This window comes from Achromobacter maghribensis, assembly GCF_057334215.1.
Genome location: NZ_JBHFII010000044.1, coordinates 418,751 through 433,896, shown reverse-complemented (window position 1 = coordinate 433,896; position 15,146 = coordinate 418,751). Strand labels below are relative to the sequence as shown.

Sequence of the window (15,146 nt, the reverse complement as noted above, 5' to 3'; positions counted from 1 at the left end):
GGGCCCCCCCGCCTCAGGCCTTGCGCAGGCCGGGGCGGGCCAGCGGCGGGGCGGCATGGCTGACGGGCTCGTCCGCCGGCCGGCCGCGCCCGATCAACCACGCGCACAGCGCCGATACCAATCCCGCGAACACCACGTACAGGCAGATCAGCCACGGCTGGCCATTACCGGTCTTGAGCAGCGCGGTGGCGATGATGGGCGTGATGCCGGACGCGAAGATGCCCGAGAACTGGTAGACGAAAGAGATGCCGGTGTAGCGCACCTTGGCGTCGAATAGCTCGCAGAAGAGGGCGGCCTCGGGCCCATAGATGGCTGCGTAGAAGATGCCAAAGGGGATGATGATGGCCAGCCAGATCAGCATCACGCTCCCTTCGCTATGCAGCATCAGCCAGAACCCGGGGAACGAGGCCGCGGCGGTGATCAGCGAGCCCCAGAAATAGACGCGCGTGCGGCCGATGCGGTCGGACAGCCGGCCAAAGAACGGGATGAAAAAGCACATCACCAGGGCTGCCGCCATCACGCCCGTCAACGCCTCGGTGCGGGTGATCTGCACCGTCTGCGTCAGGTACGAGATCGAGAACACGCCGAACACGTTGAAGAACACCCCGTCGATATAGCGGGCCCCCATGCCCTTGAAGACATTGCCGGGGTAGCGCTTGAGCATGTCGAAAAAAGGGATGCGGCTTTCGGCGTTGCTTTCCTTGACGGCAGTGAACTCCGGGGTTTCCTTGATGTTCAGCCGGATGTACATGCCCACCAGCACCATCGCGGCCGACGCCAGGAAGGCGATGCGCCAGCCCCAGGCCATGAATTGCGCATCCGTCAGCAAGGTGGACAGCAGCGCCACGGTGCCGGAGGCCAGGCACAAGCCGATCGCCAGCCCGATCTGCGGCAACGATGCATAGAAGCCTTTCTTTCCCGGTGGCGCGTATTCATAGGCCATCAGCACGGCACCGCCCCATTCGCCGCCCAGGCCGATGCCCTGGAACACGCGCAGCAGCAGCAACAGGATGGGCGCCCAGACGCCGATGGTGTCGTAGGTGGGCACCAGGCCGATCAGGAACGTGGACACGCCCATGATCATCAGCGTCATGACCAGCATGCTTTTGCGGCCAATGCGGTCGCCGAAATGGCCGAAGATCAGGCCCCCCAGCGGCCGCGTCACGAAGCCGACCGCGAATGTCGTGTAGGCCAGCATGGTCGAGACCAGCGGGTCGCCGGTGGGAAAGTACAGCTTGTTGAACACGATGCCCGCCACGACACCGTAGAGGAAAAAGTCGTACCACTCGATCGTGGCGCCGATCAGCGACGCGGTAACGACACGGCGTACTGCGGCTTCGTTTTGCTTGGCCATTTCAGTCTCCTTTGATGGGGGGCGGGGCACTCTGCGTTGCCGTTCGCCATGCTTTCCTGCGGGGTTTTCCTGCGCGTTACGCGGCGACCAGTTCGGTCTGTTGCGGTGTTGCCTTCAGATCCTCCAGCATGAAGCCGGCCGCGCGTTCGGCCAGCATCACGACGGGCGCGTTGGTGTTGCCCGAAACCAGTGTCGGCATGATGGAGCAATCCACCACCCGCAAACCGGCCACGCCATGCACGCGCAAGCGTTCGTCCACCACGGCCATCGGGTCGCTGCGCGGCCCCATCTTGGCCGTGCCGGAAGGGTGAAAGATCGTGGCGCCGTATTCGCGGCAGAAGTGGAGGATCTCGTCGTCCGTGCGCACATCGGGCCCCGGGCGGAACTCCCGCTTCATCAATCCGGCCAGCGGTTCGGACGCGGCCAGCCGGCGGGCATAGTTCACGGCGGCGACCGTCATGCGGCGATCCAGCTCCGTCGACAGATAGTTGGGCTGCATGGACGGCGCATCGAACGGATCGGCGCTGCGCAGGCGGACCTGGCCGCGCGACGACGGGCGCAACTGGCAAACCGAATACGTGCAACCCGAGAACGGGTGCACCTTGCCCCCGGCCAGATCCGCCGACAGGGTCGCGAAATGGAATTGGGTGTCGGGCGTGCGGCTGGCGGGGTCCACCCGGCAGAACAGACCGCCCTGGTTGATGCCGACGGCCAGCGGCCCGCTGCGGAACAGCAGCCATTGCAGCCCCATGCGGGCGCGGCCGGAGAGCGTGCGCAACTGGTCGTTAGTGGTGATGGGCTGCGTCGTCTCGTAAATCAGCCTTATCTGCAAATGGTCTTGCAGGTTTTCGCCGACGCCGGGCAGATCGCGCACCACGCCGATGCCGAACTGGCGCAGCAGCGCCGCCGGCCCGACGCCGGACAATTGCAGAAGCTGCGGCGACTGCAGCGCACCCGCGCACAGGACCACCTCGCGCCGTGCCCGCAGGGTGCGGACCTGGCCGTCCTGCCGATACCGCACGCCGCAAGCGCGGCTGCCTTCGAACAGGATGGCCATGGTGTGGGCGCCGGTTTCCACGCGCAGGTTGGGGCGCCCTTCGGCCGGGCGCAGATAGGCAACCGCGGTCGAGCAGCGGCGGCCATTGCGCGTGGTCAACTGGTAGTAGCCGACGCCTTCCTGATCGCCCGTGTTGAAGTCCTGGAGGTGTGGAACGCCTTGGGCGCCGGCGGCCGCGATCATCGCCTCGACCAAGGGATGCGGCGTCTTGATCGACGTGGCGTTCAAGGGGCCATCCACACCCCGGGTGGGGCCTGCACCCAGGTCGTTGTTTTCCAGTTTCCGGAAGGCGGGCAGGCAATCGTTCCAGCTCCAGCCGGGATTGCCGGCGCGGGCCCAGGCGTCGTAGTCCTGGCGCTGGCCGCGAATATAGATCAGCCCGTTGATCGCGCTGGATCCGCCCAGGGTACGGCCCCGCGGCCAGTAGATGCGCCGGCCCAGCATGTTGGGATCGGGGTCGGTGTAGTAGCCCCAGTTCACGACCTTATGGAACATCGTCTTGCCGTAGCCGATGGGAATGTGTATCCAGGGATAGCGATCCCGGGGGCCCGCCTCCAGCAGGCAGACGGAAAGCGCGCCGTCGGCGCTTAGCCGGTTGGCCATCACGCATCCGGCCGAGCCGGCGCCAACCACGATGACATCCACGGTGTCGGACATGTTGCCTTGCCTCCCTGTTGCCGTCCGTCTTCGCCACGTCGGCGGACGGCGCGTTTTCCCTGCTTGCCGCGGCGGGGCGCACTTATATACTGGTTCGATTCCGGCATCCGTTCGCAACGCGGCGCGCGGGCCGGGGATCTGTGGCGATTCTAGAAAGCTGTCGCGTCGCGCAAAGCACAACACGCGTGGAGGCGGACAAATGGAACGGAACATGCAACTTCGGTTTCAAAATCGCAGTGCAGCATCGGTGCAGGCGTCGGCTGACGCGTCGGCCGACGCGCCTGGCGCGCAGCAGGAGGCCGCTCGGTCGCTGCGTGCCCTGGTGGTGCTGGAACATTTGGCGCGGGCCCAGCATCCCCCCACGCTGGCGCAGTTGGCGCAGCGCTTGGACATGCCCAAGACGACGCTCATGCGCTTGCTGGCCGCCATGCAGCGCGCCGGCTTCGTCGCGGCAACACCCACCGAACACGGCTTCGTGCCAGGGCCGCAGGCCACCTCGCTGGCGTTGTCCACGTTGCGTGCCTCGGCGTTCACGCGGGCGTGCCGGGCCGTGTTGGCGCAATTGGCCGGTACGCTGGGCGAAACCTGCAACCTGACTGCGCCGGACGGCGACCGCGTGATCTACATGGAGCGGGTGGAAACCACCGAACCGCTGCGCCTGTTCTTTGCGGTGGGCAGCCATGTGCCGATGCACTGCACGGCCAGCGGCAAGCTGTTCCTGGCATCGATGAACCGCCTGGAACGCGGCCGCGTGCTGGCGCGCCTGCCGCTGACGCGCAACACGCCGCGCACGCTGACCGATCCCATGCAACTGGAAGAAGAACTGGAACGGCTGGCGGCCCGCGGCATCGGCATCGACAACGAGGAATTCGTGCGCGGCATGAGCGCGGTGGCGGTGCCCGTCAAAGATGCGGAAGACCGCGTGGTGGCGGCCGTGGCCTGCCATGCGCCCACGGCGCGCGTCATGCTGGATGACTTGTTGCGTGCGGTGCCCGTGTTGCAGCGCGCCGCGCAATCGCTGCATGACGTGCTGGCCCAGCATCGGCCGGGCGGCTAGGGCAGCGGTAGCAACCTGTTCGCCTTCGCCACCGACCGAAACCCGCCCACCATCAAACGGTATCGCGGTTCCCCGCAGCACGGGGCGAAGAAGGGCTTCCTTTGGGGCTGCACCTTTCTGGCTTGGTTTTGCGGTGCCGGCGCTTAGCGGTGCCGACTACAAATCCGAGCTCGGCTGAGCTCACCCCTTCACACGGGCCACCACGCGGAGGTGGCCAGGCACGGAAATACCAAGAATGAGGGATATGCAAAGCTAGACGCAATCTTTCTAATTGTAATTCCCGGGCTAGCCTTCTTGCGCCAGCGCGAATTTCAATTGCTGCTTGCAGAGGTTTTCCTGCGGGCAACCACAACATAGAACCGCCCATGAACCGCACTTATCGCATTGTCTTCAACCGTAGCGTGGGTTTATGGCAGGTGGCAAGTGAGCATGCAAGAGGGCAGGGCAAAAGCGGCAGCCAGACCCGGCGCGTGAACGACACGGGTTCGGGGGCGATAGACACCCATCGTGCGGGCATCTCTCAGCGATACGCACCGGCGTTCATACCCAGAGTCCTTGCGGCCGCCACGGTGTTTGCCGCTTGCGGGATGCCTCCAGCCGCGATGGCGCAAACCATCGTCGGCTCGGGCGACATTTTTCCCGATAATCCGGCGAACTGGGAAAGAGCTGTCGACATGGTCATCGGCGACACGGCTTCCGGCACACTGCGAATATCGGATGGAGCGCCCCTGAACAACACCCACGGCGTGGTGGGCAAGGATGCGAGCGCCACCGGCACGGTCTATGTTTCGGGGCCAGGTAGCCGCTGGTCACTGGATCAGACGCTGTCCATCGGCGACGAAGGTACCGGCACGTTGAACCTCTGGAACTATGGGCGAGTGCAGGTCTTGGGCTCAGGAACCGTGTCGCTGGCTAAAGCGGCAACGGCGACCGGCACCATCAACATAGGGGCGACACCCGGCGCGGCGCCAGCGGCCCCGGGCCAGCTACTGGCGAAAGAGGTCTTCTTTGGTGCGGGCACGGCCAAGTTGAATTTCAATACCAATTCGGTTGTTGATTTCGCTGCCAGCCTGAGAAGCGACAGCTCAGGCATCCACGAACTCAATCAGTACAGCGGTACCACGCGCCTGCTTGCCAACAGCACCGATTTTCTAGGCAAAATCAACGTGACCGGCGGCGAGCTGCAGATTCTGGACAAGCTGGGTTCCGGTGAAAGCACTATTTCGGGAGCGGCCATCCCCGCGACGGTCACGGTGGATGGCCTGAATGCCGTCTGGGCGAATTCCGGCAATTTGTTCGTCGGCAAGACGAGTACGGGTGCATTGGCGGTGACCAATGGCGCCCAGGTCAATAATCTGTTTGGCACGGTCAGTGCGCTGCAGAACGGCCCGGCGCAAGTCACGGTGTCGGGCGGGGGGGCAGTCTGGCGCAATAGTCATGCGCTTAGCGTCGGTACGCAGGGCGGACAGGGCAAGGTATCCGTCGAGGCGGGCGGTAGTCTGTTCAGCGCCGACGCGTATCTTGGCAGCAACACAAGCGGCGTAGGCACTGTGTCGGTGGCAGGTTCCGGCTCGTCCTGGCATAACGACGGCGCTCTGCGAGTGGGCGACCTCTCTGGTCAGGGCAGCCTGTCTGTTTCGGCAGGAGGCGTCGTGAGCAACCGCGGCGCCTTCATCGCAAGCATGGGCGGCACCGGCAAGGTGACCGTCACCGGAACAGGTTCCGAGTGGTCCAGCACGGCACCCGTGTATATCGGCTATGGCGTGGGGGCAGCCAACGGCACGTTGACCATCGCGGACGGTGGCACGGTCACAGCTGGCGTGGCAGGCTCGCTGGCCGCCGTGGAGTTGGTGAGCAATGCGTTCCCGTTCCCGCCCAGCACCGCCACCCTCAATATCGGTGGTGAAGTCGGCTCGGCTGCGGTTCGAGCCGGCACGCTCAATGCGGCCGAGATCACATTTGGCGCAGGCATCGCCAGCTTGAACTTCAACCACACCGACACGGAGCTTAAATTCGCGCCAGGCGTGCGCAGCGTGGGCGCTGGCCAGCATCGCCTGAATCAAGTGGCCGGAACAACGGTATTGACGGGTAACAGCGCCGGTTTCACGGGTAAGACGACGGTGTCGGGCGGCAAGCTGGTCGTGCTGGACACGCTGGGCGGGTGGGCCGACGTGTCAGGGGGCACCTTGCAGTATGGCGACGGCATCATCGGCGCGGCGAACCTTCTCTCCGGCAACCTGAGCGTCGCCGGAAACCTGGGCACGCTGTCCATCCAGGGGCCTGCGACGCTGCAGGTGATGGGCGACCTTGCGATGGCCGACAACACCCTGTTGGCGGTCGGGGCAGGCACGGCCGGGCCCGCTTTGCAGGCCGTCTCGATGTCAGTGGGCGACGGCACGGTCCTCAACCTGAGCGGCATTGCCGACGAAAGCCAGCTAGGGAAGGTGCTGATCGCCACCCAAGGCGGTATTCAGGGAGATTTCACGACGGTGAACGTCAGCGGCTTCACGAGCGCGGTGGATTACCTGACCGTTCACACGGGCAAGTCGGCCGACAACCGGCAATACCTCGCCACCTACGACCTCAGCTGGACCGCCAAGAACAATCTGCGGCACGGTACCTTCACGCTGGCCCAGTCCACAGACCTCTTCAATGTGGGCCCAGCGCTTGGCGATCAGACGGCCAACGCGGCGACGGGCTGGAACGGCACGACCTTGACCAAGGCCGGCGCGGGCACGTTGGCGCTGGACGGTGACAATACCTACACGGGTGGCACCGAGATTCGCCAGGGGACGCTGTTGGTGTCAAAGGACGCCAACCTGGGCGCGGCGAGCACCGCGCTGGCCATGACGGGCGGGACCTTGGCGACGAGGGGGAGCTTCAGCTCGAACCGGCAGATCAGCCTGTTGCAGAACGGCACGCTTGACGTTGCCAGTGGCACGAAACTGGATTGGACCGGTGTGATCACGGGCGGCGGGGATCTGATCAAACAAGGCGCGGGCACGCTGGTACTGACCGGCGCCAATACCTACGGCACCACCCGCGTGCAAGCCGGTGCGCTCATCGGCAACAGCACGTCGATCCGCGGCGATCTACATAACGACGGCACGGTCATTTTCGATCAAGCGTGGAACGGCAGCGTGTCCGGCGCGCTGATCGGCGCCGGCGCCACCGTGAAACGCGGCGCGGGCGTCCTGACCTTGAATGGCCTGAACACGCTGAACTGGAACATCGAAGCCGGCACGCTCGCAAGCGACGTCACGCGCTACACCGCCAACGCTACGATCGGCGCCGCAGGCACGTTGCGTTTTGATCAAACCACCGATGCGGACTATGCCGGCAGAATTTTGGGCAGCGGCACGTTCGAGAAGACCGGCGCGGGCGCATTGCGCCTGAATGCGGACAACAGCGCCTTTACCGGCACGACGCGCGTCTCGAGCGGTACGTTGGTCGTGGCCAACAAACTGGGTGGCAACGCGGAGGTGTCCAGCGGCCGCCTGCACGTGACCGGCACCTTGAGCGGCAATGCCGCCATCGGCAACAACGTCATCCTGTCAGGCGCCGGCACCGTCGGCCAGAATGTCACGCTGACGGGCGGCGTGCTGCAAGGCACGCAAGGCAGCACATTGAAGGTGGGCGGCAACCTTACCCTGGACAACGCCAGCCGGGTCAACGTGGCGCTGGGAAGCACCGCGTCCGCCGCCCTGTTCGACGTCGGCGGCGACCTGGCGTTGGCGGGCACCCTGAACGTGGCGGAGCAAGGCGCGTTCGGCGCAGGTGTCTACCGCCTGTTCGACTACGGCGGTGCGCTTACCGCCAATACGCTGGCTCTGGGAACCGTTCCCACGGGCATCACGGCCAACGACTTGCGCCTTCAAACGGCCGTGGCCGGTCAGGTCAACCTGATGTCGACGTTCGGTACCACCTTGAGCTTCTGGGACGGCGGCAATGCCGCGCAACGCGACAACGGCGTCATCGATGGCGGCTTGGGAGTCTGGCGCACCGACGGGCTGAACTGGACCAACGAGGACGGCACGCTGAACGGCCGCTTCCAGCCCAACCCGACGTTCGCCGTGTTCCAAGGCGCGCCCGGCATCGTGGAGGTGGACGCGACGGCGGGTGGCGTGGGCGTGACGGGCATGCAGTTCTCGAGCGGTGGCTACCGCGTCCAGGGCGATGCCATCGCGCTGGACGGCGCGAATGGCGAGACCGTTGTGCGCGTGGGGTCGGGCCTGGCCATCGGCGCTGCCACGACCGCCACCCTCGCATCTAGCCTGACGGGCGCCAGCAAGCTCGTGAAGGCCGACTTTGGCACGCTGGTGCTGGCAGGCAACAACACCTATACGGGCGGCACCGAAGTCCGCACGGGCACCTTGTCCGTGTCGACCGACGCCAACCTGGGAGCATCAGCAGGCGCGTTGACGTTGAACGGCGGCGCGCTTGCCACCACGGCCAGCTTTGATTCCGCGCGTGCCGTGACGCTGGCGCAAACTGCGGATATCAACGTCGCCGCAGGCACCACGCTGGGTGTGCAAGGGGACATCGGCGGCACGGGCAACCTGCAAAAGCTCGGCACCGGCACGTTGACGCTGACCGGCGCCAACAGCTACGGCAACACGCAAGTGCTGGCCGGCACGCTGGTGGGCAATGCGGCCTCGATCCGCGGGGATCTGCTGAACCACGGCGCGGTCGTGTTCAACCAGGCCACCGATGCGACCTACGCGGGTTATGTGTCGGGCACGGGTACGCTGGCCAAGCAAGGCACGGGCGTGTTGACGCTGACCGGCGTTAGCGCGCAAGACTGGCGCATCGATGCGGGCACGTTGACCGTCAGCGCCGGCCGCTACACCAGCAATACCACGATCGCCTCGGGCGCCGAGGTGCGCTTCAATCAAGCCAGCAGCACCTCGTTCAGTGGGGCACTGGCGGGCGCAGGCCTGGTCACGAAGACCGGCACGGGCATGCTGCAACTGCTGGGCGACAACAGCAGCTTTGCGGGCCGGACCCAGGTTCAATCCGGCATGCTGTGGGTGTCGGACAAGCTGGGCGGGTCGGCGTCGGTCACGGGCGGCCGCCTGCATACCGATGGCGTTCTGGGCGGTGACGTCACGGCAAGCGGCGCGGGCATACTCTCGGGCGCGGGCCGTATCAACGGCAACGCCACGCTGACTGGCGGCGTACTGGAAGGCGTGCAAGGTCAGACGCTGGTGTTTGGCGGCGACCTGTCGCTGTCCAGCGCAAGCCGAGTGAATGTGGAACTGGGCAATGCGTCTGGCGCGGCCTTGTTTTCAGTGGCAGACAACCTGACGTTGGCCGGTAGCCTGAACATCACGGATCAAGGTGGCTTCGGCGCGGGGGTTTATCGCCTGTTCGACTACGGCGGCAGCCTGACGAACCATGGCTTGGCCATCGGTACCACGCCCGCCGGCGTTTCTGCCAGCGCGTTGACCCTGCAAACCGCAGTCGGCGGCCAGGTCAACCTGGCCTCGACCTCCGGCGCAACGCTGAGCTTCTGGGATGGCGGCAACACCGCCGGTCACGACAACGGCGCCATCGACGGCGGCTCGGGCACCTGGCGCGCGGATGGCCGCAACTGGGCCAACGTGGACGGCACATTGAACGGCAGCTTCCAGCCCAATCCGACGTTTGCCGTTTTCCAGGGCACGGCGGGCACGGTCACGGTGGACACATCCGCCGGGGCCCTCGGGGTCACGGGCTTGCGGATTGCCGCCGACGGCTACCACATTGAAGGCGATGCCATCGCCCTGCAAGGCGCGGGCGGCGAGAGCATCATCCGCGTGGGATCGGGATCGACAGCGGATGCAGGCATGGTCGGCACCATCGCCGCCAGCTTGACTGGCGCCAGCAAATTGGTCAAAACCGACGCCGGCATGCTGACGCTGACGGGCGACAACACGTATACCGGCGGCACCGACATTCAGTTCGGTACCCTGTCGATCTCCGCCGACAACAACCTGGGTGCGGCCAACACGGGCGTGGCGATGGCCGGCGGCTCGTTGACCACGACCGCCAGCTTCAACACGACTCGCAATATCTCCTTGATGCAAGATGGCGCCATCAACGTCGCGACGGGCACGCAGCTCGGCCTGACGGGCACCCTATCGGGCGGGGGCGCCCTGATCAAGCAAGGCGCCGGCACGCTGGCGTTGACTGGCGCAAACACCTACGGCAGCACCCGCGTGCGGGCCGGCACGCTCATCGGCAACAGCGCGTCGATTCGCGGCGATCTACATAACGATGGCACGGTCATTTTCGATCAGGCGTGGGACGACAGCGTGTCCGGCGCGCTGATCGGCGCCGGCGCCACCGTGAAACGCGGCGCGGGCGTCCTGACCTTGAATGGCCTGAACACGCTGAACTGGAACATCGAAGCCGGCACGCTCGCAAGCGACGTGACCCGCTACACGGCCAACGCCACGATCGGCGCCGCAGGCACGTTGCGTTTTGATCAGGCCACCGATGCCGACTATGCCGGCAAAGTTTCCGGCAGCGGCACGTTCGAGAAGACCGGCGCGGGCGCGTTGCGCCTGAACGCGGACAGCAGCGCCTTTACCGGCACGACGCGCGTCGCCAACGGCACGCTGGTCGTGGCCAATACGCTGGGCGGCAACGCGGAAGTGTCCAGCGGCCGCCTTCACGTGACCGGCACCTTGAGCGGCAATGCCGCCATCGGCAACAACGTCATCCTGTCAGGCACCGGCACCATTGGCCAGAACGTCACGCTGGCGGGCGGCGTGCTGCAAGGCACGCAAGGCAGCACGCTGAAGATTGGCGGCAACCTTACCCTGGGTAACGCCAGCCGGGTCAACGTGGCGCTGGGCCGCGCCGCGTCCAGCACGTTGTTCGATGTGGGCGGCAACCTGGCCTTGGCCGGCACGCTGAACATCACCGACCAAGGCGCATTCGGCGCAGGTGTCTATCGCTTGTTCGACTATCGCGGCGCACTGACGTCGAACACGCTGGCCATCGGTACCGCGCCCACGGGCATCACGGCCAATGACCTGCGAATCCAGACCGCCGTCAACGGGCAGGTCAACCTGATGTCCACCGCGGGCGCCACGCTCAGTTTCTGGGACGGCAGCGATCCCGCGCGGCGCGATGACGGCGTCATTGATGGCGGCTCGGGCACGTGGCGCAGCGACGGGCTGAACTGGACCAACGAGGACGGCACGCTGAACGGCCGCTTCCAGCCCAGCCCGACCTACGCCGTGTTCCAAGGCGCGTCCGGCATCGTGGAGGTGGACGCGGGGGCAGGGGCCGTGGGTGTGACGGGCATGCAGATCACGTCGAACGGCTATCGCGTTGAAGGGGATTCGATTGAACTTGCCGGCGGCGCGGAAACCAGTCTGCGCGTCGGATCGGGAAATTCGTCGGGCACGGCGACCACCGGCACCATTGCCTCCCGCCTGACGGGCGCCAGCAAGCTCGTGAAGGCCGACTTTGGCACGCTGGTGCTGGCAGGCAACAACACCTATACGGGCGGCACCGAAATCCGCACGGGCACGTTGTCCGTGTCGACCGACGCCAACCTGGGAGCATCAGCGGGCGCGTTGACGTTGAACGGCGGCGCGCTTGCCACCACGGCCAGCTTTGATTCCGCGCGTGCCGTGACGCTGGCGCAAACGGCTGATATCAACGTCGCGGCAGGCACCACGCTAGGTTTGCAAGGGCACATCGGCGGCACGGGCAACCTGCAAAAGCTCGGCACCGGCACGTTGACGCTGACCGGCGCCAACACCTACGGCAACACGCAAGTGCTGGCCGGCACGCTGGTGGGCAATGCGGCCTCGATCCGGGGGGATCTGCTGAACCACGGCGCGGTCGTGTTCAATCAGGCCACCGACGCGACCTACGCGGGTTATGTGTCGGGCACGGGTACGCTGGCCAAGCAAGGGGCGGGCGTGTTGACGCTGACCGGCGTCAGCGCGCAAGACTGGCGCATCGATGCCGGCACGCTGGCCGTCAGCGCCGGCCGCTACACCAGCAATACCACGATCGCCTCGGGCGCCGAGGTGCGCTTCAATCAAGCCAGCAGCACGTCGTTCAGTGGGGCACTGGCGGGCGCAGGCCAGGTCACGAAGACCGGCGCGGGCATGCTGCAACTGCTGGGCGACAACAGCAGTTTTGCGGGCCGGACCCAGGTTCAATCCGGCATGCTGTGGGTGTCGGACAAGCTGGGCGGGTCGGCGTCGGTCACGGGCGGCCGCCTGCATACCGATGGCGTTCTAGGCGGCGACGTCACGGCAAGCGGCGCGGGCATACTCTCGGGCGCGGGCCGTATCAACGGCAACGCCACGCTGACTGGCGGCGTACTGGAAGGCGTCCAAGGTCAGACGCTGGCAGTTGGCGGCGACCTGTCGCTATCCAGCGCAAGCCAGGTGAATGTGGAACTGGGCAATGCGCCCGGCACCGCTTTGTTCACGGTGGCAGACAACCTGACGTTGGCCGGCAGCCTGAACATCACGGATCAAGGTGGTTTCGGCGCGGGGGTTTATCGCCTGTTCGACTACGGCGGCAGCCTGACGAACCATGGCTTGGCCATCGGTACCACGCCCGCCGGCGTTTCTGCCAGCGCGTTGACCCTGCAAACCGCAGTCGGCGGCCAGGTCAACCTGGCCTCGACCTCCGGCGCAACGCTGAGCTTCTGGGATGGCGGCAACACCGCCGGCCACGACAACGGCGTCATCGACGGCGGCTCGGGCATGTGGCGGGCGGATGGCCGCAACTGGGCCAACGTGGACGGCACGTTGAACGGCGTCTTCCAGCCCAAGCCGACGTTTGCCGTTTTCCAGGGCACGGCGGGCACGGTCACGGTGGACACCTCGGCCGGGGCCATCGGGGTCACGGGCATGCAGATTGCCACCGACGGCTACCGCATTGAAGGCGATGCCATCGCTCTGCAAGGCGCGGGCGGCGAGAGCATCATCCGCGTGGGATCGGGATCGACGGCGGATGCTGGCATGGTCGGCACCATCGCCGCCCGTCTGACGGGCGCCAGCAAGCTGGTCAAAACCGACTTCGGCACGCTGGTGCTGGCCGGCGACAACACCTACTCCGGCGGTACGGAGGTGCGCGCGGGAGTCTTGTCGGTCGCCCGCGACGCCAACCTGGGCGCCGCGGCAGGCGGTCTTACGTTGAATGGTGGCACGCTGTCCACCAGCGCCGGCTTCGAGACCGCCCGCAGCGTCATGCTGGCCCAATCCAGCCGTATCGCGGTGGCATCCGGTACGAACTTCGGCCTGACCGGATCCGTCACGGGCAACGGCGATCTGGCCAAGACGGGCGCCGGCACGCTGACGGTGTTGGGTGACGGCAGCGCCTACACCGGTAGCCTGCTGGTGCAGGCAGGGGCGTTGAACGTCGCGTCGACGGGCAAGCTGGGCGGTACGTTGACGCTGGCTAGCGGCACGTTGTTGCAAGGCGCGGGCCAAGTGGGTTCGACCACGCTGCAAAATGGCGCCACCCTGGCGCCGGGCAATGTCGCGGGCGTCTTGAACGTGGCGGGCGACCTGACGTTCATGCCGGGTTCCGTCTATCAAGTGGCGGCCGACCCGGCATCGTCCGCCAGCGCCCGCGTGGCCGTCAGCGGCGTCGCCAATCTGGCGGGCTCCGTCGTGCATGTCGGACCGGAAGGCGGTTTTGACACCACGCGCCAGTACACGATCCTGAGCGCAGGCGCCATCAACGGTCAGTTCGACAACGTGTCGTCGAACTACGCGTATCTGGATCCCGCATTGCGCTACGGCGCACAGGACGTCATGCTGCAACTGGGTCGCAAGCAGGTGCCCGTGAACCCCGTCAACCCCGCGGACCCGGGCACGCGCCCGATCACCTTTGCAGACGCTGCGCAAACCGCCAATCAGCGCGCCGTCGCCAATGCGCTGGAAACGCTGCCCTTGGGCAATGCGCTGCAAGAGTTCATCCTGACCTTGCCCAATGGCGCACCGCCTGCGGTGTTCAACAACCTGTCCGGTGAAGCGCATGCCAGCGTCGCCTCCAGCCTGATGGGCGCCAGCACCACCACGCGTACGCTGCCGCTGTCATACCTGCGCGCCAATCTGAACGCGGGCATGCGCCCTGGCGCACCGACGGCGCAGGCGGGCGGCACACTATCAGCGTCTGCCTTGCCGTCGTCGAACGCGCAGCCCGCCTGGGCAGAGCTCGTCGGCAACTGGCAAACGCAGAAAGCGACTGGCAACACCGCGCAAGTCCGTCAGCACATCGGCGGCGTCTTCGCTGGCGCCGACCATGCGGTGGGCGATGGCTGGCGGGTAGGCGGGGCCGTCGGCTACACCGACAGCAAGATCCGGGTGGATGACCGCGCGTCGCAGGCCGATGTGTCCGGCTACAGCGCAGCCATCTATGGCGGCAAGGCCTTCGAAGCGGGCGCAGGGAAGTTGAACTGGCTGGTCGGCACCTCGTACACCTGGCACGACGTGAGCACCGAGCGCTCCGCCACGGTGGCGGGCGCCTCGCAAAAGCTGACCGCCGACTACGGCGCCAGCACCACCCAGCTCTTCACCGAACTAGGCTATGCCTTGCCCGTGGCCGACCGTGCGACGATCGAACCCTTCGCGGGCCTGGCCTGGAGCGACCTGCGCACGCGCAGTTTCTCCGAGTCCGGCGGCTCGGCGGCGCTGCGCGGTCAAAGCAGCAACAACCAGCAAACCACCAGCACACTGGGCGTGCGTGCGCAGACGGACTTCACGCTGGCGGGCGCCGAAGGGCGCTTGCAGGCGACGCTGGGCTGGCGCCATGCGTTTGGCGACGTGCTGCCGCAAACCCGCATGGCGTTTGACGGCGGCCAGGCATTCACCGTGTCGGGCTCGCCCATCGCGCGCAATGCGGCGTTGGCCGAGTTGGGGGCCGAAGTGGCGGTGTCGCGCAACGCGTCCGTGGGCGTGAACTACAGCGGGCAGTACGGCGGGGGTAACCGCGAACACGCGGGGTCGTTGAACGTGCGCTGGCGGTACTGAGGGCGGTTGGATGAGCGCGCGCGG

Annotated in this window: 4 protein-coding genes; 2 read left to right on the top strand and 2 right to left on the bottom strand. The window is 66.2% G+C overall.

The features are described from left to right. Positions 1 to 13 precede the first annotated feature (13 nt). The gene (locus ACE039_RS19915; RefSeq protein WP_448709019.1) at positions 14 to 1,354 is read right to left on the bottom strand and encodes an MFS transporter; all 1,341 of its coding nucleotides are present in this window, start codon (positions 1,352 to 1,354) and stop codon (positions 14 to 16) included. Positions 1,355 to 1,430: 76 nt separating this feature from the next. Further along, positions 1,431 to 3,068, bottom strand: a complete 1,638-nt coding sequence (locus ACE039_RS19910) for a GMC family oxidoreductase (protein ID WP_485823159.1) — start codon at positions 3,066 to 3,068, stop codon at positions 1,431 to 1,433. Positions 3,069 to 3,267: 199 nt separating this feature from the next. Between ACE039_RS19910 and ACE039_RS19905 the strand changes: the two genes are divergently transcribed. Together ACE039_RS19905 and ACE039_RS19900 are read left to right on the top strand one after the other, a co-directional pair. Next, positions 3,268 to 4,125 carry an IclR family transcriptional regulator gene (locus ACE039_RS19905; protein WP_485811294.1) on the top strand — a complete coding sequence of 286 codons (858 nt, stop codon included), beginning with the start codon at positions 3,268 to 3,270 and terminating at the stop codon, positions 4,123 to 4,125. A 365-nt stretch (positions 4,126 to 4,490) separates the two neighbouring features. Continuing rightward, positions 4,491 to 15,122 carry an autotransporter-associated beta strand repeat-containing protein gene (locus tag ACE039_RS19900; RefSeq protein WP_485823158.1) on the top strand — a complete coding sequence of 3,544 codons (10,632 nt, stop codon included), beginning with the start codon at positions 4,491 to 4,493 and terminating at the stop codon, positions 15,120 to 15,122. Positions 15,123 to 15,146 lie beyond the last annotated feature (24 nt).

Excerpts from the sequence above, each read along its gene's own strand:
- ACE039_RS19915 (WP_448709019.1), bottom strand. The coding sequence starts at position 1,354 with ATGGCCAAGCAAAACGAAGCCGCAGTACGCCGTGTCGTTACCGCGTCG.
- ACE039_RS19910 (WP_485823159.1), bottom strand. The coding sequence starts at position 3,068 with ATGTCCGACACCGTGGATGTCATCGTGGTTGGCGCCGGCTCGGCCGGA.
- ACE039_RS19905 (WP_485811294.1), top strand. The coding sequence starts at position 3,268 with ATGGAACGGAACATGCAACTTCGGTTTCAAAATCGCAGTGCAGCATCG.
- ACE039_RS19900 (WP_485823158.1), top strand. The coding sequence starts at position 4,491 with ATGAACCGCACTTATCGCATTGTCTTCAACCGTAGCGTGGGTTTATGG.